This is a genomic window from Desulfobacula sp., from assembly GCF_030145145.1.
Classification (GTDB): domain Bacteria; phylum Desulfobacterota; class Desulfobacteria; order Desulfobacterales; family Desulfobacteraceae; genus Desulfobacula.
The window spans coordinates 56,799-79,285 of sequence record NZ_JAQYWD010000016.1; the positions used below are offsets into that span (position 1 = coordinate 56,799).

The window sequence follows — 22,487 nt, forward strand, 5'->3', positions numbered from 1 at the left end:
ATGGATGGCAAAACCTGATTCAAAACCGTTTTTAATGGCCACGAACACGGAAAATTTAAAAAGTATCCTCACCACCAGCCTCATTCGTCCCATGGAAGGATATCGAAAATATTACAAGGATTTTTGTTCGTTTTCTCCGGGCTTTATCCCGCTGTTTATCGGTTCCATACCGGCCAAACACCTTTCGGTGTGTCAGGAAGAAACAGATATGGATGTTGTCATCCTTTCCCTTGACTTGTCCCGGGAAAAATTAAGCGCCCTGGTGAAAGACCCCGTGGAGGGTAAAGACCCGCTGGAGGAAAAAAACCCGGCAGGCATCTTTTTTTTCCAAGGGGTGATACCGGTTACCGCCATTCAACACATTTATTTTAAATCAAAAAAAGAAAAAGACCGGTTTCTGGATTTCCGGTATGCCCATTTTCATCCCACGGATTTCAGCCTGAAAGTAAACGCAAAGGCATTTCGTCAAACCACCATTGACGGAGACATCTTTCATGAAAACCCGGGGCTTGATGCCTTTACATCCCCACCGCCCTTTGCAGAAAAAACCGTCCCATGTACCGCAGACTTTCTGGAGGCTGATGCCCGGGGCGGGGTTCTTTCCCTGCTGTCAGCCTCCCTGCCGCCCTTGCCCGAGGCCGGAAAGCTCATCACTGCAGCGGTTCATGAATTGCCATCCGCATCGGTTGATCTGGCGGTATTACCCGAACAGATCAAGACCCTTCATCACTGGATCTGGAAACAGCCGGCAGCCACCGACGATGTTGACGGGATATTGTTGTGGCACCTGCTGAACCTCTTGTCTGCCTGTGATCCCCACCAGGGCATGACAGCGTCTGTTTTTTTACATGGATTACACGAAGAATTTAAACGAAGCCCGGATTTCCGGCAGGCCCCTAAAAGCCCTTATGCAGACCTGATCCAGAAGCTGGAAAAAAGATTTCAGGAAATTTCAACCAGTGTTGAAGGCATCACTGACCCGGTCATTTTTTTCCAGGACAACGGCATTGCATCCAATGTAATGAAAGGCCTGTTGCTTTTTTTATTGTATCCCAAAGATATCTATGACTTTCCGGATAATAAGGAGATGATGAAAGAATGGGGCATAACCCCCCCCATTCACTTGTTTGCCACCATTTTATACGCGGCCTGGCAGGGATGGACGCGGTTGGATGAAGGCATCTGCTGCCGGGACAAGCCCCATGTTTCTGCTGTGTGTAATTTCATGGCAGACTGGCACAATCAATTTTATGCCGGGCATTCCTATGGCTTTTCTCCTGGAGGCACTTTCAAGGTGACGGGACAATGCAGCCCCTGGGAAAAAACAATGCTGCTGACCCTGCCCTGGAAGGCCCATCACAAACTGGGAAAATGTGCCCTTCAATTGGCAAAAACAAGGGACTGGCCTTGTCTTCACTGGGATATCACCGCCCCCAAAGAAAAACTGTCAGATCTGCACTATACAAGAGAGGGCGGATTAAAATTGAAGCTCATTGGAAACGTCGTGTTCAAGGAATCCATTGATATCCCTCTCTTCAAGACCCTATTGGAAGCCACAGAATTGACGGATGATGAAAAAAAGCACTTTGACATGCTCTATACGGCCTGAAGGATATGTCAACCCCATGAGAATGTTACCCTGCCAACCCTATGACAATAACAGCACAGCCGAACTTCAGGTCTTTGAAAAATTTTCACAGTTCCCCTCCCTGGACAAGACATCCGTGTGTTTCCATTCCTTAAATGTGCCCCGCCATATCAAACAACGGTTTGGCGAAGCTGATTTTGTGCTGTTAAGCAGGTATGGCCTTTTTGTTTTTGAGGTCAAAGGCGGGTCCGTCTCCCGGGACAAGGAGGGACTCTGGCATTTCAGGGATAAAAAAGGGATTGACCATACCAGCAGAAGAAGTCCTTTTGTCCAGGCAAACGATGCCCTGCACTCCATTAAAAATGATTTGGGAAACCAGTTGGGTCACCCGTTGATCACCCGTATGTGCATCGGATATGGGGTTATTTTCCCGGATTGCGCCCTGGATCTGGAAACCCTTGAATGGGACCCAAAAACCCTGTTGGATGCCGCTGCGTTTGATTGCTTTGATGCCTGGCTGAAGGCCCTTATCCGCTACTGGATATCCCTTGACCGGCGGAAAACCGCAACCCGTCTTAGTGATGAGGAGATACAGCAGATTGAAGCCTATCTTCGCCCGGAATTTGAAACCCTTGCTTGCCTGTCTGCTCAATTAGACACGATCCATGACCGGATGTGCAGATTAACCCACGACCAGTTCCGTTTACTGGATGTGGCCCAGGCCAATGACAGGGTCATGTGCAGCGGGGGAGCAGGTACCGGGAAAACCTTGATGGCGGCAGAACTGTGTCGAAGGGCTGCGCAATCTCATAACACGGTTCTGTTTGTATGCAAATCCGTGTGGCTTGAACGATATCTGCATGCCCGGCTTAGAAAACCCAACCTATTGGTTTCAACCATTGATCAACTGGAACTGAAGGCCCAACAAAACCGGATTAAATCCTTTGATCGGCTCATCGTGGATGAGGGCCAGGACCTCTTTAATTTTGACGATCTGGCAACACTGGCATCCTTTTTAAACGGGTCTTTTTCCACCGGTTGCTGGACAATTTTTCATGACATCAACCATCAATCCGGCATTTGGGGGTGTTATCAAAAACAAGCCCTGGACTCCCTGTTAAAGATGAATCCTGTGTGCATTCCACTGCGAAAAAACTGCCGGAATACCACACCGATTTTAAAAAAAATCCAGGCCCTCACGCAATATGATATCGGCGATACCGGCACAGGACATGGACCTGAGGTAGTCATCCATCCGAGCCATGGCCATCCTGAGCGTGAACTTGCCCGGGAGTTGAACCGCCTGGTGACCCGGGAAGGGGTTGCCCTGGGCGATATTACTATTTTATCCCCTGTCCCGTTTAAGGTGTCCTGTGCCGCCCTTCTGAATAAAGCATCCCGCAGCAACATCCAGGTGCTGGATGAAAATTCAATTCAAGATATTTTTTTGATCCCTAAAATTTCCTATGCCCGGATACACGAATTCAAGGGTCTTGAAAACAAGTGTATCCTCCTTGTGGATCTTGATCATCATTACCAGGATGAAAAATATCTGCCCCTGTTATATGTGGGGATGAGCCGTGCCATGGCAAGTCTTTCCCTGATTTTATCATAAAAACTTTATAGCTGTGTGGTTAGCTTTTAGCCATTAGCAGTTCGCTAAAACCCTAACCTGTGATCAGGACAAAGGTTTTGCAATATTTTTTCAGCAACGCTTCAAGTTCGTGTCTGTTCTCATCACTGCTGTTAATGTTGAAACGCAGCATGCCGTCAGCTGTTTGGGCATGGTTCAGGAGAAGGGAATAGAGATTTACCATTCTGACAAGGGAGAAATAATTTCCCTGCCGCCGGACCGAAATAAGATGTTTTCCCGACGCTTTAATTTTACCTTCTTTGTTGGTGCCAAGGGATGAAGAAATGTAGAGAATTCCTTGCTGGATTTTTCAAACATTGAAATCGGCAGTTGGCCACTGATCGAAAAGATATATGCCGATACAATTTACAAAGAACAATATGACAGGTATGTCGCAGAGGTCATTGAAAATGCCTTTAACACCAATACCATTCAGGCCCTCTATGACAAATATTCGGCCTTGGTAGAGCCTTATGCTACAACAGAAAGATTCAAATTTTGATTCTGGATAAAAACAACTGAAAAACGAGAAATTGATTCCATCGGCCTTCAAATACCTGCTGAAATTCAGGCTTAATTTCCCCTTGACCGAAACGTGACCAGATAGTTGTATTGACCCATATCGGCCGTTTTTTCTCGTTCAAACCCATGCCCGGTAACCATTTTTTCAACCTCCCCTTCAGACAGCCGAATCTTCATGGGCGGACCAGGAGGTCCTTCAATTTTCTTGAACTCAACAACAGCAAGACATCCACCGGGTTTTAATATGCGATGGATTTGTTTTAAAACTGCATCGGCCTTGTTAATTTCTTCAAAATCGTGGAGGACTGTGGCCATCAGACAGACATCAACGCTGTCATCATCAATATCCATTTCCTGTGTCCCATCCAGCAAAAGGGTTTTGATATTGGTGATGTCCCTGGCTTCAATCTCCTGGTCTAAAAGGCCAATTCCCTCCTGCCAGAAGTCCACAGCATAAACCAGTCCCTGATCACCAATAATCCCGGACAGGAACATGGAATAAAGCCCCCTGCCACAGGCCAGATCAAGGACAACGAATCCAGGTTTCACCGGCAGAATGTCTGCCAGGGTCTTTGTGTTTATTAATTCAAAACTACTCTTACCCGCGCCCTTGGGATGCTTATGTGTATCATTCATGGTGCTGCTCCCATCATGGTCGGTCAGGACCGTTTCTTGTTTTGATTGACGTCTGCGTTCTTTACAGGCACAATCCCTGTGATTTTTTATATAGCGGATCCAGGATGGATTGTACATTGCCATGGCAATTAAATGTGGCAGGCACAAATAAAGTTTACAAATTTCACACCTTTTTCACATTCTTTTCACGACCATTCACACCCGCAACGCTATGGTCCCCCCGTGATTGACAAACAAAGCGACTCCGTGTCTGCTAACAGAGGAAATGCAAATGACCATTAAGTCCATTAAGGGGTGTATTGGTTGCGGAACCTGCGTCAAAACCTGCCCATGGGATACAAGGCCTGGCGGGTTTTCCATCTTTTTTCCCTTGAAGTTTATGTGATCTTCTGGCATTTCGCCCTTTTCAATAAATCCATCTTGGTTAATTTTTATTTTACTGCTCCTTTTTTATATTGTTCCAATTTGGATGTATGGTAACATCCAATTATGTGAACCAGGTGATCAAAATATGTGGACAAATAGAGGATTGCCCAGGAAAACTTGAACCTGTTTTTGTTTTTGTTTAATAATATGGCAGCAGGAGACGTGCTGATTATTATAAATGACATCATTTTGGGTTATACTTACTCGTATCGCATCGCCTCTATTGGGTTAAGTGCTGAAGCCTTTTTTGCAGGATAGTAACCGAAGAAAATTCCTACTGCCGCAGTAAATCCAACGCTGATGATGATCATGGATGGTTCCACAATCACTTGAGTCCCCATGGTTTTGCCCAATCCAAAAGCGATCCCGATCCCGGTCAAGACCCCGATGATTCCGCCTGAAAGGCTGAGTATGACCGCTTCGATCAGGAACTGAATCAAAATATCTGAGCTCCTGGCACCGACTGCAATGAGGATACCTATTTCCCGGGTCCTTTCGGTTACGGAAACCAGCATGATATTCATAATGCCGATACCCCCGACCAGCAGGGAAACACAGGCGACGGCACTGAGCAGCATGGTAAGGGTGCCGGTAACCTGGGTGGCCATGCTGACAATTTCAGCCTGATCCCGTATTTCAAAATCATCATCACCACCGGTTGCGATGCGATGGTTTTTTCTGAGAATACTGGTGATCTCTGCCTTTGCCTGGTCCATGGCCGATTCTGAAGTGGCACTGGCCATGATGTCATGCACGGTTTTGCCGTCACTCATTCGATAAAGGGCGGTTGTAGATGGAACAAAAACAATATCATCCTGATCATTTCCCGTGGAGGATTGGCCTTTTTCAGCGAGAACGCCTATGACTTTAAAGGGGATGGCACCGATACGGATACGGGACCCCACGGGATTTTGACCGGGAAAAAGCTCATCCACAATCGTTTGCCCGAGTACCGCAACCTTGGCCTTCACCTTCATATCTCTCTTATTAAAAAATGATCCCTGGGCTAGCTCATAGTTGCGAATCATGGGATAGGTGGTATTTACACCTTGAATGGTTGAATTCCAGTTGGCGTTACCGGCAATGATTTGGGATGAAATCTTAATGAGTGGCGAAACATATTGGATATGTTCAGCAGATTTAGCGAGCGTCGTAACATCATCCATGGACAGGGCACTTTTACTACCGGCTCCCCCCTTCACTCCGTGGGCATTGGTACTGCCCGGTCTAACCATAATCAGATTCGTTCCAAGGGAACTGATCTCTGATTCAATATCTGCCTGGGACCCTTTTCCCAAGGATAAGAGTGCGATAACAGAAGCCAAACCGATAATGATTCCTAACATAGTAAGCAGGCTTCTCATTCTGTTCCTGGTTATGCTTCTAAGGGCACTGATAACAAACTGTCTTAATTTCATAATAGGGCTCTCCATTTCATATATGGGGCTTGGTCCTTCCATGAGAAGGCTTATGTCAAGAGCTAATTCGTTCACGAATTCACCTTTTTTGTCCGCCCAACAAGTCTCGACCATCACGCTTCCATCCGCACTCTTTTGTGGGGCTGCCAATTGCCCCGGTACATATTAATATCCGTGGGCAGGAGCTGCTATCTAACTTACGCAATTTTAAAATGTTAATGGCGACTAACTATTGCATAGAACCAATCGCAGTCTCCTGGATGAGACGTTGGAAACTTTTATCAAGTTGCACCATTCCCCTGTTGCTATTTTATTCAGCAGTGATATCATTTTACTGCTGGCTCGGAGGATAGGGCATATTCCGTTTTTTGATGTATTCCGATAATTTTTCAAATCATGCTGGGAACGTAAGACAACTCAATTATGTCCCCAGCGATATATCGGGATATTGTTTTAGCCCAATCCAAGCAGGCGCTTGATCATTTCCTCGTTGCCGTCCCATGTAGCCTCTTCAGCTTCCGGACTAACTGAGCCGGTCACAGCCGATGCTCTATCAATGGCTTTGCGCTTCATCTCGTTGTCTGCACGGGCATAGATCAATGTGGTCATCGGATTGTTATGACCCAGAAACTGAGCGAGTAATTCTAGAGGCATTCCTGCCTGATACAGAAGCATGGCACGCGTTTTTCTGATCAAGTGCGGGTGAACACAATCAGGGACTTCTGAGCACTCAGCTTTTGCAGAATTGCCGTATTTTCTGACAAACCTGGCCACATTGTCGTCAGACATCTGCCCCTTGTTACCATGCCTAATCGTATAGAACATGGGAACAAATCCGTCTTTTTGGGAATGGAAAGTTTTCGTATATCTGTGAAAATGCTGAATGGTATCATCGCTAATCGGGACACTTCTCGGTTTGTTCCCTTTCCCTAACAAATAGACAACTTTTCCTACCGGATCAAAATCACAAAACCGCATGGATAGCATTTCGCAGTCACGGGCAGCAGAATCATACATTAACACCAGAAAGAACAAATCGCGAATCCCGATTTTCTTGGATGGATCAGGTTGGTGAAGAACAGCGGTTATTGCATTCTTGGACATATACTCCAGCATGAAGGAATTGTTCACATCTTTTTGCAGCGGGATACCTCGCAGGTCTTCCAGATAAAAAACAAATGTCGGTTCGATGCTGGCTACATAACGAAAAAATGAGCGGATACGTGCCAGTCGGTGATTTCGTGTAGACGGAGTCCATTTTTTTGTCTGCTGCATTTTATCCAAAAAATTTATTACGTTTTTGCGGGAAAGATCTGCTAAGGTGAGGCTCTCAACACGCTTGCCGGTTGCGCCACAGACGAAGAAAAGCAGCATATTCCACACCTGTTGCGTGGATAGGATCGTATGTGAGCTGCGCTGAGCTTGCTTAGGTAGGAAAATGGTAAAAAACTCTCGCAGATGTGAGAACAGGTTATCTTTAATCTTCTTCATAATCATAAACCTCCGGTATGATACTGTCTGAGCGAGTGAAGTCCATAAGAGCTAATCGCTCTGGCAGTAAATGAATGTAGTAGTATGTGGCGGAAAAGCTTTCGTGCCCCATATAGGCACTGAGGTATGGGATCATTGCGTCTAAATCCCTTCCCTCTTCAATCCAGCGCATGAGTATTTGTGTAGCGAAATTGTGCCGAAGAGCATAGGGAGTACAAGAACCACGCCTGGTTCCATCATTTCCGCTCATCTCCCAACACATACGGAAAGCATCGCAGAGCCAGTCGGTTGTGTAGGGCTTTCCCGATTGAGCTTGAAAGAAGTATGTTCTATAGGGGATTAGTTTTTCCGCTATTCGGTTGTACCTCTTGCATATCTCCATAACGCCTGCATTAGCAGGCAGGCATCGATCCTTGTGGTGCTTTCCATCGGCGATATAAATTGTATTATTTGTGAAGTTGAAATCCACACACCGGAGACACCGCACCTCTTGTGGACGCATTCCGCAGGCATACTGTAAACGGAAAATGACCGGCACTGTAAACTCATGCAGAATGTTTTTTTTGCTGCTATGGCAGCAATCCGTCGCCTCAAAAAAGTTCGTTAGTTCAACATGATTCATGATGATAGGTTGCTTGGCTTTTGGCATAGGAAAAAAAGACGGTGGTATGACATATGTTTCTTCGCCTGCCAGAAAGATATACCGAGCGAATCCTCGAAGCGCACTTGCTCTATTAAAGCCACCTTTGCCATTGCCTTTGGCATCATTACACCAAGCGAATGCAATTTCTTTCGTAAGAATATTTTCGTTCGGGAAGTGATTCATACAAAACCGATCAAAGTTCGCAAGGATCTTATTGTAATCTTTCACGGAATGCCCCATTATGGCTCTATGTCCCAACATTTCTTGGATCTGCCTGGCAAATCCGCTTTTATATTCATATGTCATAACAAACCAACTTTCTTGGTTCTGAACATGGAGATGTCCAGACAGCATACACGAAGGCCGTCTATGTTTAAGGAAACATAACGTTTGGCTGAGTTCGGATTTACATGCCCAAGCATCTCACCAACGGATCGAATGGGTACTCCTGCCCGAACAAGCCTTGTGCCAAAAGTTCTCCTTAATGCATGGAATGACTTGCCATCCCAAGCTTTATGATAAATACCTATTTTGCAAAGAGATCTGACCATTATGTCCTTGCCTGTGGTATCACTTAACCTGTCATGAGGTCTTCTATGACGTACAAATATGTATGGAGAATCCGTTTCGGGGCGACCGTTCAGAATATAGTCTGCTATAGCGTTGCCTACTCCCGGCGATAATGCTGTTTGAATACTCACAACGGTTTTGCCTTGGACTACATTGATCACCTTACGATTCCAGTCGATGTCAGATCTCTTTAGGTCTAAAATGTCCACGCCTCGAAGCCCTGCCCAAAGCGTGAGCATTATGATAGCATAATCTCGTTTTCCAATAGGAGTAGTTCTGTCCATACTGTCAAGAATGGCATCCGTCTCTTTGTCGGAAAAACAAGGTAGCAATTTTCGATATCTGGGTGCCGGGTTGATAAGGTTCCATTCAGCGTTGATAGATGCAAGTCCGGTATCAGCTATGTATGAAAGAAATTTTCTTGTTGCACCCGTGAGCATTGACATGCTGGCTTTGTGGTTTGGAGCTGCGTTCGCAATAAAATCCTTCACATTCTCGGACGTTAGTTTGTTGAAATTCTGCATGCTATTTTGCTCAATGAAAACAAGAAACTGTCGTATTACGCATATGTGCCCCCGAATAGTTCTGAGTGCTAAGGATTGAGAGATGTGGGTGCAATAGTCAGCCAGAATCTCTTCAAAGTACTCGCACAGCTTTTTCTGCTTGAAACTCTTGTGCCCCCATACAAGTTCCCTGCCTTGCATACAGTCTGCCAGTAGTGCAGCCGCTTTCCTTCGGTGTGTCATAGTAGATCTGCTAAACTCACCGTTCTTTGCCTTTGACATCTGTTCCTCTGCATAGGCCTGCATTTCGTCATCAGAAAAGCTTCCAATACAGTTGGCCTCGCAGTAAGGAACAATGCTACTTCGCAGATGAATCTTATACTGCTTAATGCTACTGCTACTGAGATGGATCTTTCGGAGAAATGTCAAAACACACTCGATTGCTTCCATGATCTTTTGCATAGAAAAACCTCCTTTATAGATTTGTCTTGGTTGACTGCCAGACATCTCTATTATGGAGGAATAAACAAAATAGGAGAATATAATATTCCGATTCTTTTAGCCAAAAGGATAGTGACGGTGTTACGTCTACAAAACACTCAGCATGATTTGAAAAATTATCGGAATACATCAAAAAACGGAATATGCCCTAATATTCCGATATAGGAATATTAGGGCAACGCTGGGAAGCAACCCGAGCGCCGCAGTCGGTGACGAAGGCATGAGGGCAGGTACACCGCGAATGTACCTGTTCCTCCCTCATACTTTTGTCCTTAATGCGGTAAATCCCGGGGGGATAGGGGGCTGGCCCCCTTACAATCGGGTTATCTTCCTTTAAATTCTTCAACTATAAAATCCTGTGTTATATTTGATGCTGTTGATTATCAGGCCACTTTTTTGTCCCTGCCATAAAACGGTTGATATTCTTCTTTGGTTGCCCACAGTCGATGTAGCAGCACAGCCAGCTTCCGGGCCACAGCGATCACAGCTCTTTTTTTTGCATTTTTACCTCCACGCGCTGCAATCGACAGGCCGTGGAGGCGTAAATTACTCTCCGGCCCAAACGGTCCAATAATATAATGCGCACTTCCTACCAGCAATTGCCTCAGGTATGTATTCCCTGCCTTGGTAATGGGAAGCTGTTTATCTATTTCACCCGATTGATCTTGCCTGGGCGTCAGCCCTAAAAAAGGTCCTACTTGACGGCTTTTAGCAAACCGAACGGGATCTTCAATAGTCAATACAAAACACAGGGCTGTGATGGGACCGACACCGGTTACTTGACTTAAATACTGTGTTTCCGGATACCGTTCGATGCTCAGTTGTTCAATCTGCTGATCAAGTTCTTTTATCTGTTCAGTCAAATGGAAAATTGTTTCAAACACGAACCCCAGAGCCGGTTGAAGTTCAGACGGCACAAGAGATTCACAACGTTTGGCAAAACTTGCTGTACTGCATTTGGGGAACCGTTCTCCATTTGCCTTGACAAGTCCTCTTACATGGTTGATCAATTGGGTGCGACTCTTCACAAGCATATCACGGGATTTAATTGTTGCCAGATCCGCTTGTGCCTGGCTACCACGATGGTACAATGGATGTAAAAGTCTGTGTTCTACCCGGCAGACCATGCCCAGTATCCGGGCATCACGTGCATCGGATTTATCTGTACTGTCCCAGATCAATCTTAATTTACGGGGGTTACCTACATATACAGTTAAACCCATTTCAGTGAGCAAGCGGCTTATCCATGGAGAGTGAGTCCCGGCTTCCATGGACACTGTAGCGGATTTGTACGGATTGAAAAATTTGGTCACACCGATTTTCGTATTAATCACCTTGACGGTTTCCAATTCATTACCATCACCGTCAAGCACTACCGCTATGTGAAACTTGTCTCCCAAATCAATTCCAATTGTGATATTATTTTGGTTATCCATGGCTGGTCCCTCCCTTTTTGCAGCCCTTCGGGTGACTGCGTTATTGATTTGCTTGAGCGTGATTATATCACAACTCGTCGGAGGGATCAGCCTTCTCATATTATCTATAACGTGTTAGTTCTCGCTTGTTAAAAATTTTGATTTTGCCGGGTACAAGATGTTGTACCCATATTATTTTTCTTCTCAGGTTCAAAAATTCATGATATGGGCAGGACAAAATTAAATTTTAAATTTTCCATTACAGCATATTGGAGTTACCCCAAACAAATCCTCCCAAATAAGCCCGATAAATCCTCAGGCGGGAACACTGCAATCCATTCGTAGAAAATCCCTTTGAAACAAGCCATAAGGCCACCAGGATTGAGGAGAATTGACACAGAAAGGTTCCATGAGTAACTCTGTTATCAACAATTTTAAATTAATGGCATCTTATGAAAGTGATGCCAATATGCAAGGATGAACTTGCATTCAGATATCCCATGAATCATTTTTTGATGCAAGTTGTCAGAGGGGAAATCAAGTATGTGACAGGAATTTTGGGGCGGGGATTGATTCCTTTGGGTGGTGTATCCCAGGATTCGGTACCATTTATAAACCTCAGACTTTAGAATTTTTACGTTCTATCTTCATCGGGGATGCTCTTTGTACCGAGTTTGAAATTGTGGAGATTGATCAGGACAAAGAAGAAGTTGATATAAAAAGCTGGATTTAAAATCAGGATGGTGAAATTGTAATTCAGGGTAAAACGGTGGCTTAATTATTGAGGAGATTGAAAAGATGAAGGAGGTTAGGGTGCCCACTCAAGTTTCAAAATCAACTACTCAAAACCTCTACATCCAGTTTCTTCAGCATGTTTTATTGATTGTGGATACTTCCGGCAATGTTCTGGTTTTAGATCATGAATTCGGCAAATGTATTTATCTTGCTTTGGAAGCTTTCTTAACCAAGGACACCTATATACATCATCTCCTGTTTTTGGGCTAATCCAAATGTCATAAATATTATGATCTTCACCAAGGGATATCGGACAAACCCACTCCAGGATATCAAACCGGCCTTTTCTTTCCCACATAGCAACATCTTCATCACTGACACTTGTTTGGAAAGCATCGCTGAGATTAAGACAGCAGTTGCCGCATTGTTTGCATTTGAAAGTTTTAGGGGGCATTTTGGTCCTTTATCTCATAAAATATTTCATTTGAACCAAAATTCCGAGCGCTGTCCATATAACTTTTCGACATGGATCTCTTTTTATGTTCAATCTCCTTCAGATTTTCATATGTTTTCTTAACTTTCCCAGGAGAACCCGTTACCAATGAATATGGTGGGATAGCTGGATTCCTTCCCTTCCGTGGTGCTTTGTCATTAACCTGGAATTCACCAAACCATTATACCATAACATCCTCTCCAGATGCCAGTGTGGATTTCATAATTTCAAGAAGGTGTTCAACTGTATCTTTTGCATCTGAAGGAGACTGGTCAATTTCTTCTGATATTTTTTCAATGATTATCTGTTTGGTGCGTGCCAAGGGTGGTGCTCCTGTGTTAGTCTTGTTTGGTATATGGTTGTTATCAAAGGTGTTGTTTAAGATTTTTGGTGGGGTATTGAAAGAGGGGAGGGAGGGCGTGGAAATTATAACAAAATTCTGTGTGTGAATCTGTGTGTGAAAAACTTTCCAAAATCTGCTAAAACGGGTAAAAATAAGAGAAAATCGGAAAAATGAAAACCCCTTTGGCTAAAGGGGTTTCACTGTTTAAAAGCAAATTCCTTTACAATAAGACCATTTCATAAAAGCCAAAGGACCGGAGGAGGACCGGAAAAATAGTATCAATAACTTCACCTATGATAAGTAAACAGGTTGAACTCTTCCCAGAATTTAGTATCAACAATGTTGACACATATCATTTCTTTTGATAAGCTTTGTACAAACAATATTTCAATAGAAATAGGATAGCTTTATGGAAATGATAGTTAAAAAATGGGGCAACAGCCTTGCAACCAGAATACCCAAAGCCATAGCTGATATGATTGATTTGCATCTTAATCAAAAAATTAATATCGAAGCTAAAAATGGTAAAATAATTATCACACCGGTTGTAGGAAAAAAAGAATATACTATGGATGAACTTCTTGACCAATGCAACTCAGCTTCACTCAAACTTGATAATGAAGACAAAGCATGGCTCCATGACAAACCGGTTGGAAGGGAATGGTAATGGCAAAGGGGTATATTCCAAAGCGTGGTGACATCGTCTGGATTGATTTTAATCCGGCTGCCGGCCATGAACAAATGGGGCAAAGACCGGCCATTGTCCTTTCTCCTTCTGCTTTTAATAAAAAAATTCTATTGGCCCTGGTTGCACCCATTACAAGCAGGGTCAGAGGACATGGGTTTGAAGTTTCTTTCAAGGGGAAAAAAATCAGCGGTGTGGTGCTTTGCCACCAGGTCAAAACCATTGATTTTGTTGAAAGGGGTTTACAATTTGCTGAAAAAGCACCAGCCAGTGCGATCAGTGAAGTACTGGCAAAGGTAAAAGCCATCGTAAGCGAATAAAATAAATGTGCAAAAAAAAAGGGGGACAGATTTATTTTTTAGTTATTTTTTCTGAACAATATATGAATAAATAACCCCCAGAGTTTGAACCGGTATGCATATTGTCTGAATAATCCTTTGAAATACACTGATCCGACCGGGCATGTAGTTTTAGTCCTTTCAAAAGGAGTTGGGAGTCCCGCATTGTCTGTGATGGGGTACCAACATTCTGCTATCAGTATCAATGGAAAAATTACTGGACATCATTCTCAAGCAAAAGGAGGGATAAAAGATGAAACTGATGACTGTCCGCAGAGGAACACAAAAAAATCGATCCGAAAGCTATCAGACGTTCCGAACGGGTAAAAACCATAAGTAAGTCAATCAAAATTCTCAAAATGGAAATCGGAAAAGAGGCCTTTATCAGAACACGCCGCTGGATAAAATGGAACTGCTCCGGGACGTCATACAGACAAGTATTTAAAGTCAGGGCGCCAAATTCCAAAAATTTTAATGTCAAAAATACTGTTGGATTTCTACAACTTGCTATTCAAGCACTTCAATCAGTTTTTCCTTAAAATGGTCAAGGCTTATTTGCTGTATTTTAGCTGGTACGGATGTCCTGTCTGAAACTCGTTAAATAGATGGCGTATAGTATCATATACGCCATCTATGGTAACGCGGGAAACGGAATAAAAGACAAACAAAATGGAATCTGTATTTAATTCCGGCGTTCTTTTTTATGCAAAGAGCGATCTAACAAATGCTTTGGCGTTGTCCACATCCTCTTGGTTCGGCCGGCCGGTCATCTGTTTGACCATACCCGCCCACTTATCATCATCCATATTTAATTTCTTTTGCACTGGCGCGTGCATGGATTCAGCCAGAAAGCCTTGGCAGTCAAAACAGCCTTTATATTCGATACCTTTTTCTTTGCATGCGGCTTTCATGGGTTCTGCAAAGGCTTCCATATCCTGTTCTGGGTAGGCAGGAGCCATATGGGTAATAAAACCAGCCATCTGCTGACCGGAGCTTGCCTTGAGAACACCCAAACATTCTTTTACCGGGGCTGCCATGCTGCCGGAGTGCAGGGGCGAGCCAATAAAAATGCAATCGTATTCGGCGACCATATCGGGGGTGAGTTCTTCAAGTTTCTTCAAGTCGGCATCACTGGCCTTTGCTGCTTCTTCACAGATGGCTTTGGCTATTTTTTCTGTGTTTCCACTCTGGCTGAAATAAGTTACCAACACTTTCATGATCCATTCTCCTTTTAATTAATGGATGATATTTTTAAATCACTTCGACTCTCAATATATGGGAGTTCCATTAACCCGTCTGTAGCATCTGCTACATTGTTACGAATAATTATTTTATTTATTTGGGCCTCAAATCAATCCTGGTATTTTTTCATATTGTATGTTCGTGAAATTCTATCCTTCAGCCGGCAATGATGTAATGTCCCTTTTCCACCCAGGACACCAGTTCGGGTGCCACCTCCACAGGCGACCTATACACTTTTCAATAAAAATAAGACTTTTGGGAAATTTTCCTGAGATCTTTTTTTGTTTCTCCGGTCTTTTTCCGGTACTTTAGAAATTTTTCCATGTTGCAATTGGGTTTTGGCTTCAGCATACCAATTCCACCAAGCCCACCGGCTCCATAGCTACATTCGCAAAATGGACGGAATTCTATGAAATCTACACAAAATGAAGCTTTAACAGGATCACCAATTTGCCAACCTGCATTTGCAATAATACCAGCTCCATCATAACTTATTTTTTCGACCTTGCCTTCAAAAAAATATATTGAGGCCCCCAGAGATTCAGTTGTGTAACCAATTATCAGGAATACAAAAAATAATGGAATTGTCTTATTCATTTCCTCGTCTCATCCTTAATAAACAAATTATAGTTAACATAGCAAAAATTGTCTTTGTTCAACATGAAAATTTAAATGACACCCGAAAAACAATTTAATTGGAGATTCATTAACATTTTACTTTGTGACCTTCAGGCTATCAATGCTCCCGCATGCCGGATCAACCGGTTCCGGTTTGCAGTCAGGCTGCATCAAATGTAAATTTTGGGGCATCTTTGACTGCGGGACTATATGAAAAAACGCTTTTTATATGAAAAAGAATATCACCACAGAGATCACAGAGGATACCTCTGTGGTCTCTGTGGTTAAAATATTTTTCATGATTTGTTGTGCCCACCAGGGCATGGGGGTTAGTTAAAAGAGTATGTTGTTGGGTCAGCTTCAGGGTTTGATTTGAGAATATTCTCGCATTCGGGGCTGTTGCATTTTAATGTCTCCTCAAATTCATCCGGAGAAAATTTTCGATTTAGTTGTTTGATAATTCTAAGTGACGTATCGTAGTGGCGCAACAATACGGCAGCTTCTTTCTTTAAAGCAACCAACTCAGCTTCGACCTCTTCTACCGATTTTAAAGACTGATTTTTTTCCTCTTCATACTTTACAATTCTCTCATTCATTTTTGTGAAAAGTGATGATTTATCATCTAATGCTGCAATTTTTAGATGTTCTGCCTCGTACTTGTCCGGAAAATAATTTTTTTGAGCATCGGTAAGAAATTTTATATCTGTTCTCCAGAATCCATCCCAGTTCCAAAGAAGCGCAATAATAAGTACCAGCAGTGATAAACGAACTAAAAAACCATCGAGATAATAAAAAGCGCCTCTGCTTTTGGGCGCTGGTGCTGGTGCTGGTAATGGTGCTGGCGCTAATGCAGGTGCTGGTGCAGGAAGAGTAGGTGATTTTTCAGTTTTCGCTTGATTTTTCTCTTCAGTCATTTTTCTCTCCTTATTTTAAACATAAAATGAATATTGAGGCCCAATCCCTGCAGTCATTGAGAAGAAGGATTTATCAGGCATTATGTTCTTATAAAAAAGTATCGAAAATTCAAAAATAGAGCTTTTTATCTTTAAAAAAAGATCATCACTGCTGACAAGTAAACTTAATTACTTTATCATCCATAACAAAGTATCAAATTTTTTAAACAAATCCAATATTTTTTCCAAAAATGATCCAGACTCCTGTTCAACGAGATCCCTGTAAGGCAAAATTGAAGAGTCGCAGGGATAGTTAGGGGGAGGGGCAACTGGTGAAACCGGACTTAATCGGCAGGAGTCGCCTCTTTGAATTAATTATTTTTTACCTTAATGCGAAAGATTGACTTGCCATACTGTTTGGTTCAGACATTGAGCATGTTGTGCTCGTGCCCTGCTGCATGCATATTTCATTGCTTTAATAATTTTCATACTTTTCTTGACAAAAAACGTCTTCCTATCGTACAGACGTCTGATGTAGATTTGGATAGGTCGAAGAAAAAATAGGCGGTAAAACTGGGGTTCATTTTCCTTTACAAATTATGGCATTTGACCTCTACACAAAGTCCGTCAAAATAAAGGAATCCAAACCATGTCAAACGTAGATTTAAGTGTGGAAATTGCTGGTGTAAGGTTCAAAAACCCGATCGCAGCAGCCTCGGGAGTAATAACCAGGAGCGTACAGTCCGTAGAAGGATGCATAGAGGCAGGGGCATCCGCAATCGTCACCAAGAGCATCTCTTTTGTTTCAGGGGTTTCGGGTGGCAAGTGGCTTCTTCCGAGACCAGCCATATGGCTTCTGGACAAGTATGGCGATCCCGGGAGCAGTCAGAACATTTCCATCGGCAATTTCAAGGAAGACGAAGGAATAGAGTTTGTAAAGAAAATAAAGCCCTTGACCCAGGCGGCCGACGTTGTTCTGATACCCAATATCAACATCATGAGCGATACCGAATTCTTCTCAGAAGATGAGGCCTTGGAACGTACGGCCGATATAGCCAAACGGCTTGAGTCGGCCGGCGCCGACATGCTGGAAGTCTTCAACGCCTGTCCGATTGATGTTGGCAGAAATAGCGGAGGCGACTGGGGGACGATATCCGATATCGATCATCTCGTGCGGGTAGCAGAAACACTGCAGCAAACAGTGGATATTCCCTTTTATTTCAAACTCCATACGGATGTGACGTGCGCCCATTTCCACCGGCTCGAAATGGCTGGAGCGGCAGGACATACCATCTATTCTCTCTTTCCAGCCACGGTTATCGACATAGAAACCGGGATGCCCATACTGCCTTTTCCATCCCCCTATTATGGGCGCGGTATCAGTGCACATGAGAATTATCAAACCGCCCGGCTCTCTGCGCTCACAACGCATCCGATCATTACCTCCGGCGGAACGATGACCGCCCGGGATGTCATATCTCGTCTGATGTGTGGGGCATCGGTAGTTGAAGTAATGACCGCCGCCATGCGTTATGGGACCAATATTTTCACCGAAATGGTGGACGGGTTAGAAAACTTTATGATCCGGAAAGGCTACGAGGGCTTACAGGATATTATAGGAATCTCCGTCCCTCATGTAAATAATCCAGAAGAATACGAAAAATTTGTAACAGAAAGACAGGTCCCCAGGGAAGCCATGGCCATGACCATTGACAAAGTAAAATGTGTGGGTTGCGCACAGTGTTCGGTTTGTCCCTATGGTGCCATGTCGATGCAGGACGGATTTCCAAAATGGAAGGCAAAAGTATGTGAATTTTGCGGTTTATGCCAGACCATCTGTCCTGCAGATGCAATAATCATCATGCGCAGGAAATAGCGGGAAAGTTAGTTGGCGACAGCATAACCAGTATCTTTTGCCTCCTGGCACCCTGTTATTGTGGTTTGATTTTCTTCAACATAAAGGCGCATAAATGGTTCGATAAAGCGCCATATCAGCTTCAAAGGAAAGCTCAAGGCGATATTCATATCCTTCCGGGACATGCTTCTCTTTTTTTTTAGGACGATCCCTTCGGTATTTGGCAACTATTTTCAATAGAAGGGGATATCTGTTTATCAATTTGTATTTTTAAATTAGTTCTTCTAATTGTCGCACAATAGATATTGCTCTTTTTCTCTTTCACCGCCACTCATGACCCTTTTGGCAAGAGCGATTACTGCAGACAGACCTGTTGAATATTTGTAAACGTAAAATGCACTGTAGAAATGGGGAATTCTCATCTGTTGGCTCTTTTTTGGGGAGCAGTTATCAGTGCGGGTGTCGTGTTGTTGATCTCATCAGACCAGACTAAATGTAATATGAACACAAGTCACTGTTTTTTGGTGCCGGGCCCGACCCCGGACTTATACCATTGAACTATGCAAAAAATTCATAAATCTTTGCTATTTTATCTTGATTTGTATAATGTCAATATGAAATGGGTGGCAGAATAATTATTCATCATGATACCTTTTTAATTTCTTTCTGTTTATCACGCGAAATTAGCATGCTATGAGGAGGATATGGGTGATACAAAAGTAGACTATAAAATTCCGCCATCACAACTTCAGGGCGGTTATGATACATCTATTTTCCAATTTAAGTTGAAGAACGTTCAGTCATTGCTCTCAGGGCCTTTAGTCCTGAGCGTATTTCGAAAGTTTCATCCTCCTAAACAGGCCATCATGGAAAGCGTCATACATAATTCTTTGGTAGATCAATGATTTCTCGTGCCATATGTATATTATGCCTGTATAGATATATAAATATATAGGAAACCAATTCCTGATTATGGAGTTTTTGACCGGAGCGCTTTTACCAACAGTTTTTGATCAAGATACTGCCATTGTGCTTGGTAAAACGCATGCAGCGCTTCACAATGCCGACTCAAGCCAATTGAATGAAGATATGATCGCGGAGGGCTTTGGAGGCCGACATTATTGCTGCACCAACCTGATATTTTTTTCACAATTACCACAGCCATCGCATAATGTAGTATCAATTGTTGCGAAATAATTTGAAGCCCAATAATCAACAGGTTTTGGAAGATTTTTATGAACTTGCAGCATACCGCGGTCAATGCGCCCGGAACTGTCCGGTCTAATGGAAAAAATCGGCGTTGGTGTGTCGCTCAGCAAAACAGGCAAAAACAAAGATATGGGCTCATGGTTTATAGAACAGACAAAAGAGGAAGAATCCGCAGACGGAAGCGAAAAGATCACTGGGGCCTTGCTTTAAAAGACCTTCTCAACGATTTAAAAAAGCCAGTACCCCAAAAGAGTACTGGCTTTTTTATAGCTCCCTGCATTAAAGCCGCCTATCGGTAAGCAACTTATGCGACATCATAAGCAATTCAACTAGCGAAGATCAAAACGATCGAGGCTCATTACTTTAACCCAGGCATCGACAAAGTCACGTACGAACTTTTCTTTAGAATCGCTAGATGCATACACTTCTGCAACGGCACGAAGCTCGGTGTTTGAGCCAAAGACCAAATCAACAGATGTTGCTGTCCATTTCAGTTCACCTGTTTTACGATCATACCCTTCATAAATTCCTTCCGACTTCTCTGACTTCTTCCACTTTGTGGACATATCAAGCAAATTAACAAAAAAATCATTGTCCAACACTCCTGGACGGTCGGTGAATATACCATGCTTGGATTGACCTGAATTGGCGTCCAGTGCACGCATACCACCCACTAGAACAGTCATCTCTGGAACACTTAGATCTAACAGGCTCGCCTTGTCAACAAGCATATCACCCGGAGAACGGTCATTATCCTTACCAAAATAATTCCGGAATCCATCTGCAGTTGGTTCCAAGACAGTAAAAGAATTTACATCGGTCTGGTCTTGCGATGCATCTGTGCGACCTGGTTCAAAAGGAACTTCAACACTATAACCAGCGTCTTTTGCCGCTTTCTCAATAGCAGCCGCTCCGCCCAAAACAATTAAATCAGCAAGCGAAACTTTTTTATCACCGGAAAGTGATTCATTAAACGCTTTCTGAATTTTTTTCAAATGCATCAACGCTTTTGCCAGTTCTTTCGGGTTATTAACGTCCCAATTCTTTTGTGGCTCAAGACGTACACGTGCCCCATTCGCACCGCCACGCATATCGCTTGCACGAAAACTAGCAGCAGATGCCCAGGCAGTTCTGACAAGCTCTGGAACGGCTAGCCCTGATTCGAGAATCTCTTTCTTAAGCTTTGCAATATCTTTCTCGTCAATCAAGGCATGATCAACAGCAGGCACAGGATCTTGCCAAGTCATTTCCAGATCTGGCACATCGGAACCAATATAGCGTGCACGTGGCCCCATATCACGATGTGTCAACTTAAACCAGGCTCTGGCAAACGCATTTTCAAACGCTTCCGGATTTTCCTGAAACCGTTTTGCGATCTTCCGATAAGCCGGATCCTCTTTAAGCGCAAGATCTGTGGTAAACATGATAGGCGCATGAAACTTACCTTCAATGTGTGCATCAGGTACCATGTCGCCAGCCGTTTCATCTGTTGGAATCCACTGTATCCCGCCAGCAGGACTCTTCGTTTGCTTCCATTCAAACATAAATAAATTGTCCAGATACATCGTGCTAAATAAAGTTGGTGTGGATGTCCAGGCACCCTCTAACCCACTGCCCGTCGTATCTTCGGCATTCCCTTTACCACAACTGTTTTTCCAGCCCAACCCCTGATCTTCAATAGGAGCACCACCTGGCTCAGCTCCAACGCACTCGGTCGGCTTATGAGCGCCATGTGTTTTACCAAAAGTATGTCCACCTGCGATGAGTGCCACCGTTTCTTCGTCGTTCATCGCCATGCGACCGAAGGACTCACGAATAGTTTCTGCCGATGCAAGCGGATCAGGGTTTCCACCCGGCCCTTCCGGATTGACATAAATCAAGCCCATCTGTACAGCCGCAAGAGGTCCTTTTAATTTCCCTTCTTTGTTGCGACGTTTAGCATCAAGCCACATCGTTTCAGGTCCCCAATAAACCATATCAGGCTCCCAGTCATCTTCACGACCACCCGCGAAACCAAGAGTCTTAAAGCCCATATTTTCCATCGCCACATTACCAGTCAAAACGATCAGGTCAGCCCAAGAAATCTTTTTTCCATATTTCTGTTTGATCGGCCAAAGCAACCGTCGTGCTTTATCAAGGTTTACATTGTCAGGCCAGCTATTGAGCGGATCGAAACGCTGTTGACCACCGCCCGCACCACCCCGTCCATCAACAATGCGATAGGTTCCTGCACTGTGCCAAGCCATGCGAATAAAAAACGGTCCATAATTGCCATAATCCGCTGGCCACCAATCTTGCGAAGTTGTCAACAAGTCGTCAATATCTTTTTTCACCGCTTCGAGATCAAGGCTTTTAAATTCTTTGGCATAATCAAATTCTTCACCATATGGGTTAGATGCAATGTCACGTGCACGAAGCACTCTGAGATCTAACTGTTCAGGCCACCAGAATTGGTTCGGCTTTGCTTCTCCCTTGTCTACAGCAGGACTTGCTAAAGTTGCAGTTGACAGCGAAAAGACCATCAATCCAGCCATCACTATAGTTATTAGTAAGTTACGTCCTCTCATGGGTTTTCTCCTCTCTTGGTTTGGTTTAATTTGGAATCGCTAAAATTAAAAAAAAAGTAAGTCAAACGCTAAAAAATAAGGGGATAGTACGATAGATAAATACTTTTTGTTTAACTATATTAGGATGGGAAAATGCTTTTTGTCAAACAGTATATGAAAAAAT

General features: G+C 43.6%; 23 protein-coding genes. 10 read left to right on the plus strand and 13 right to left on the minus strand.

Annotated elements, in window-relative coordinates:
* Positions 1-4: 4 nt before the first annotated feature.
* From Q1Q15_RS10795 to Q1Q15_RS10805, 3 genes are all read left to right on the plus strand, one after another.
* Positions 5-1,609 (plus strand): hypothetical protein, encoded by a 1,605-nt coding sequence (locus Q1Q15_RS10795; protein ID WP_300459484.1) that lies wholly within the window; start codon positions 5-7, stop codon positions 1,607-1,609.
* A gap of 16 nt (positions 1,610-1,625) precedes the next feature.
* Positions 1,626-3,203, plus strand: coding sequence for an NERD domain-containing protein (locus Q1Q15_RS10800; RefSeq protein ID WP_300459486.1), 1,578 nt, complete (start codon positions 1,626-1,628; stop codon positions 3,201-3,203).
* A gap of 316 nt (positions 3,204-3,519) precedes the next feature.
* Complete coding sequence (locus Q1Q15_RS10805) at positions 3,520-3,723, plus strand: CotH kinase family protein (RefSeq protein WP_300459488.1); 204 nt, start codon at positions 3,520-3,522, stop codon at positions 3,721-3,723.
* Between the two features lie 71 nt (positions 3,724-3,794).
* Here Q1Q15_RS10805 and Q1Q15_RS10810 read toward each other — a convergent pair whose 3' ends face one another.
* Positions 3,795-4,379, minus strand: coding sequence for a class I SAM-dependent methyltransferase (locus Q1Q15_RS10810; RefSeq protein ID WP_300459490.1), 585 nt, complete (start codon positions 4,377-4,379; stop codon positions 3,795-3,797).
* A gap of 271 nt (positions 4,380-4,650) precedes the next feature.
* On the opposite strand from Q1Q15_RS10810, the gene Q1Q15_RS10815 reads away from it, so the two are divergent.
* Positions 4,651-4,764 (plus strand): 4Fe-4S dicluster domain-containing protein, encoded by a 114-nt coding sequence (locus Q1Q15_RS10815; protein WP_300459493.1) that lies wholly within the window; start codon positions 4,651-4,653, stop codon positions 4,762-4,764.
* Between the two features lie 241 nt (positions 4,765-5,005).
* On the opposite strand, the gene Q1Q15_RS10820 is transcribed toward Q1Q15_RS10815, so the two are convergent.
* The 7 genes from Q1Q15_RS10820 to Q1Q15_RS10850 all read right to left on the minus strand — a co-directional run bounded on the left by Q1Q15_RS10820 (position 5,006) and on the right by Q1Q15_RS10850 (position 12,896).
* A complete protein-coding gene (locus tag Q1Q15_RS10820) occupies positions 5,006-6,223 on the minus strand; it encodes an ABC transporter permease (RefSeq protein ID WP_300459495.1) in 1,218 nt (405 codons plus the stop codon).
* A gap of 453 nt (positions 6,224-6,676) precedes the next feature.
* Positions 6,677-7,714 (minus strand): tyrosine-type recombinase/integrase, encoded by a 1,038-nt coding sequence (locus tag Q1Q15_RS10825; RefSeq protein WP_300459498.1) that lies wholly within the window; start codon positions 7,712-7,714, stop codon positions 6,677-6,679.
* Complete coding sequence (locus tag Q1Q15_RS10830; RefSeq protein WP_300459500.1) at positions 7,701-8,663, minus strand: tyrosine-type recombinase/integrase; 963 nt, start codon at positions 8,661-8,663, stop codon at positions 7,701-7,703. Before Q1Q15_RS10830 ends, Q1Q15_RS10825 begins: the two co-directional genes overlap by 14 nt.
* Positions 8,660-9,892, minus strand: coding sequence for a tyrosine-type recombinase/integrase (locus Q1Q15_RS10835; RefSeq protein ID WP_300459503.1), 1,233 nt, complete (start codon positions 9,890-9,892; stop codon positions 8,660-8,662). The genes Q1Q15_RS10830 and Q1Q15_RS10835 overlap by 4 nt, the downstream gene beginning before the upstream one ends.
* A 422-nt stretch (positions 9,893-10,314) precedes the next feature.
* The gene (locus Q1Q15_RS10840) at positions 10,315-11,367 is read right to left on the minus strand and encodes an IS110 family transposase (RefSeq protein WP_300459505.1); all 1,053 of its coding nucleotides are present in this window, start codon (positions 11,365-11,367) and stop codon (positions 10,315-10,317) included.
* Between the two features lie 817 nt (positions 11,368-12,184).
* Positions 12,185-12,535, minus strand: coding sequence for a YkgJ family cysteine cluster protein (locus Q1Q15_RS10845; RefSeq protein WP_300459507.1), 351 nt, complete (start codon positions 12,533-12,535; stop codon positions 12,185-12,187).
* Between the two features lie 220 nt (positions 12,536-12,755).
* Positions 12,756-12,896 carry an HU family DNA-binding protein gene (locus Q1Q15_RS10850; protein ID WP_300459510.1) on the minus strand — a complete coding sequence of 47 codons (141 nt, stop codon included), beginning with the start codon at positions 12,894-12,896 and terminating at the stop codon, positions 12,756-12,758.
* A gap of 430 nt (positions 12,897-13,326) precedes the next feature.
* Between Q1Q15_RS10850 and Q1Q15_RS10855 the strand changes: the two genes are divergently transcribed.
* Together Q1Q15_RS10855 and Q1Q15_RS10860 are read left to right on the plus strand one after the other, a co-directional pair.
* The gene (locus tag Q1Q15_RS10855) at positions 13,327-13,584 is read left to right on the plus strand and encodes an AbrB/MazE/SpoVT family DNA-binding domain-containing protein (RefSeq protein ID WP_300459512.1); all 258 of its coding nucleotides are present in this window, start codon (positions 13,327-13,329) and stop codon (positions 13,582-13,584) included.
* Positions 13,584-13,922 (plus strand): type II toxin-antitoxin system PemK/MazF family toxin, encoded by a 339-nt coding sequence (locus Q1Q15_RS10860; RefSeq protein WP_300459514.1) that lies wholly within the window; start codon positions 13,584-13,586, stop codon positions 13,920-13,922. The genes Q1Q15_RS10855 and Q1Q15_RS10860 overlap by 1 nt, the downstream gene beginning before the upstream one ends.
* A gap of 719 nt (positions 13,923-14,641) precedes the next feature.
* On the opposite strand, the gene Q1Q15_RS10865 is transcribed toward Q1Q15_RS10860, so the two are convergent.
* From Q1Q15_RS10865 to Q1Q15_RS10875, 3 genes are all read right to left on the minus strand, one after another.
* Positions 14,642-15,157, minus strand: a complete 516-nt coding sequence (locus Q1Q15_RS10865) for a flavodoxin family protein (RefSeq protein ID WP_300459516.1) — start codon at positions 15,155-15,157, stop codon at positions 14,642-14,644.
* A 262-nt stretch (positions 15,158-15,419) separates the two neighbouring features.
* Positions 15,420-15,779 carry a hypothetical protein gene (locus Q1Q15_RS10870; protein ID WP_300459519.1) on the minus strand — a complete coding sequence of 120 codons (360 nt, stop codon included), beginning with the start codon at positions 15,777-15,779 and terminating at the stop codon, positions 15,420-15,422.
* 350 nt (positions 15,780-16,129) lie between these two features.
* Positions 16,130-16,714, minus strand: coding sequence for a hypothetical protein (locus Q1Q15_RS10875; RefSeq protein ID WP_300459521.1), 585 nt, complete (start codon positions 16,712-16,714; stop codon positions 16,130-16,132).
* 628 nt (positions 16,715-17,342) lie between these two features.
* Here Q1Q15_RS10875 and Q1Q15_RS10880 point away from each other — a divergent pair.
* Positions 17,343-18,569 carry a hypothetical protein gene (locus Q1Q15_RS10880; RefSeq protein WP_300459524.1) on the plus strand — a complete coding sequence of 409 codons (1,227 nt, stop codon included), beginning with the start codon at positions 17,343-17,345 and terminating at the stop codon, positions 18,567-18,569.
* Between the two features lie 8 nt (positions 18,570-18,577).
* On the opposite strand, the gene Q1Q15_RS10885 is transcribed toward Q1Q15_RS10880, so the two are convergent.
* Complete coding sequence (locus Q1Q15_RS10885; protein ID WP_300459527.1) at positions 18,578-18,718, minus strand: hypothetical protein; 141 nt, start codon at positions 18,716-18,718, stop codon at positions 18,578-18,580.
* A gap of 534 nt (positions 18,719-19,252) precedes the next feature.
* Between Q1Q15_RS10885 and Q1Q15_RS10890 the strand changes: the two genes are divergently transcribed.
* From Q1Q15_RS10890 to Q1Q15_RS10900, 3 genes are all read left to right on the plus strand, one after another.
* Positions 19,253-19,453 (plus strand): hypothetical protein, encoded by a 201-nt coding sequence (locus Q1Q15_RS10890; protein ID WP_300459529.1) that lies wholly within the window; start codon positions 19,253-19,255, stop codon positions 19,451-19,453.
* Between the two features lie 67 nt (positions 19,454-19,520).
* Positions 19,521-19,745 carry a hypothetical protein gene (locus tag Q1Q15_RS10895; RefSeq protein ID WP_300459531.1) on the plus strand — a complete coding sequence of 75 codons (225 nt, stop codon included), beginning with the start codon at positions 19,521-19,523 and terminating at the stop codon, positions 19,743-19,745.
* Positions 19,746-19,832: 87 nt separating this feature from the next.
* Positions 19,833-19,967 (plus strand): hypothetical protein, encoded by a 135-nt coding sequence (locus tag Q1Q15_RS10900; RefSeq protein ID WP_300459532.1) that lies wholly within the window; start codon positions 19,833-19,835, stop codon positions 19,965-19,967.
* A gap of 119 nt (positions 19,968-20,086) precedes the next feature.
* On the opposite strand, the gene katG is transcribed toward Q1Q15_RS10900, so the two are convergent.
* Positions 20,087-22,324: a catalase/peroxidase HPI gene (gene katG / locus Q1Q15_RS10905; RefSeq protein WP_300459533.1), complete on the minus strand. Its 2,238-nt coding sequence runs from the start codon at positions 22,322-22,324 to the stop codon at positions 20,087-20,089.
* Between the last annotated feature and the right edge of the window lie 163 nt (positions 22,325-22,487).

What these genes read in the sequence shown, in the direction of transcription:
- Q1Q15_RS10795 (WP_300459484.1), top strand. Translation starts at nt 5, where the DNA reads ATGGCAAAACCTGATTCAAAACCGTTTTTAATGGCCACGAACACGGAA.
- Q1Q15_RS10800 (WP_300459486.1), top strand. Translation starts at nt 1,626, where the DNA reads ATGAGAATGTTACCCTGCCAACCCTATGACAATAACAGCACAGCCGAA.
- Q1Q15_RS10810 (WP_300459490.1), bottom strand. Translation starts at nt 4,379, where the DNA reads ATGAATGATACACATAAGCATCCCAAGGGCGCGGGTAAGAGTAGTTTT.
- Q1Q15_RS10815 (WP_300459493.1), top strand. Translation starts at nt 4,651, where the DNA reads ATGACCATTAAGTCCATTAAGGGGTGTATTGGTTGCGGAACCTGCGTC.
- Q1Q15_RS10820 (WP_300459495.1), bottom strand. Translation starts at nt 6,223, where the DNA reads ATGAAATTAAGACAGTTTGTTATCAGTGCCCTTAGAAGCATAACCAGG.
- Q1Q15_RS10825 (WP_300459498.1), bottom strand. Translation starts at nt 7,714, where the DNA reads ATGAAGAAGATTAAAGATAACCTGTTCTCACATCTGCGAGAGTTTTTT.
- Q1Q15_RS10830 (WP_300459500.1), bottom strand. Translation starts at nt 8,663, where the DNA reads ATGACATATGAATATAAAAGCGGATTTGCCAGGCAGATCCAAGAAATG.
- Q1Q15_RS10835 (WP_300459503.1), bottom strand. Translation starts at nt 9,892, where the DNA reads ATGCAAAAGATCATGGAAGCAATCGAGTGTGTTTTGACATTTCTCCGA.
- Q1Q15_RS10840 (WP_300459505.1), bottom strand. Translation starts at nt 11,367, where the DNA reads ATGGATAACCAAAATAATATCACAATTGGAATTGATTTGGGAGACAAG.
- Q1Q15_RS10845 (WP_300459507.1), bottom strand. Translation starts at nt 12,535, where the DNA reads ATGCCCCCTAAAACTTTCAAATGCAAACAATGCGGCAACTGCTGTCTT.
- Q1Q15_RS10855 (WP_300459512.1), top strand. Translation starts at nt 13,327, where the DNA reads ATGGAAATGATAGTTAAAAAATGGGGCAACAGCCTTGCAACCAGAATA.
- Q1Q15_RS10860 (WP_300459514.1), top strand. Translation starts at nt 13,584, where the DNA reads ATGGCAAAGGGGTATATTCCAAAGCGTGGTGACATCGTCTGGATTGAT.
- Q1Q15_RS10865 (WP_300459516.1), bottom strand. Translation starts at nt 15,157, where the DNA reads ATGAAAGTGTTGGTAACTTATTTCAGCCAGAGTGGAAACACAGAAAAA.
- Q1Q15_RS10870 (WP_300459519.1), bottom strand. Translation starts at nt 15,779, where the DNA reads ATGAATAAGACAATTCCATTATTTTTTGTATTCCTGATAATTGGTTAC.
- Q1Q15_RS10875 (WP_300459521.1), bottom strand. Translation starts at nt 16,714, where the DNA reads ATGACTGAAGAGAAAAATCAAGCGAAAACTGAAAAATCACCTACTCTT.
- Q1Q15_RS10880 (WP_300459524.1), top strand. Translation starts at nt 17,343, where the DNA reads ATGTCAAACGTAGATTTAAGTGTGGAAATTGCTGGTGTAAGGTTCAAA.
- Q1Q15_RS10885 (WP_300459527.1), bottom strand. Translation starts at nt 18,718, where the DNA reads ATGAATATCGCCTTGAGCTTTCCTTTGAAGCTGATATGGCGCTTTATC.
- Q1Q15_RS10890 (WP_300459529.1), top strand. Translation starts at nt 19,253, where the DNA reads ATGGGTGATACAAAAGTAGACTATAAAATTCCGCCATCACAACTTCAG.
- Q1Q15_RS10895 (WP_300459531.1), top strand. Translation starts at nt 19,521, where the DNA reads ATGGAGTTTTTGACCGGAGCGCTTTTACCAACAGTTTTTGATCAAGAT.
- Q1Q15_RS10900 (WP_300459532.1), top strand. Translation starts at nt 19,833, where the DNA reads ATGGAAAAAATCGGCGTTGGTGTGTCGCTCAGCAAAACAGGCAAAAAC.
- katG (WP_300459533.1), bottom strand. Translation starts at nt 22,324, where the DNA reads ATGAGAGGACGTAACTTACTAATAACTATAGTGATGGCTGGATTGATG.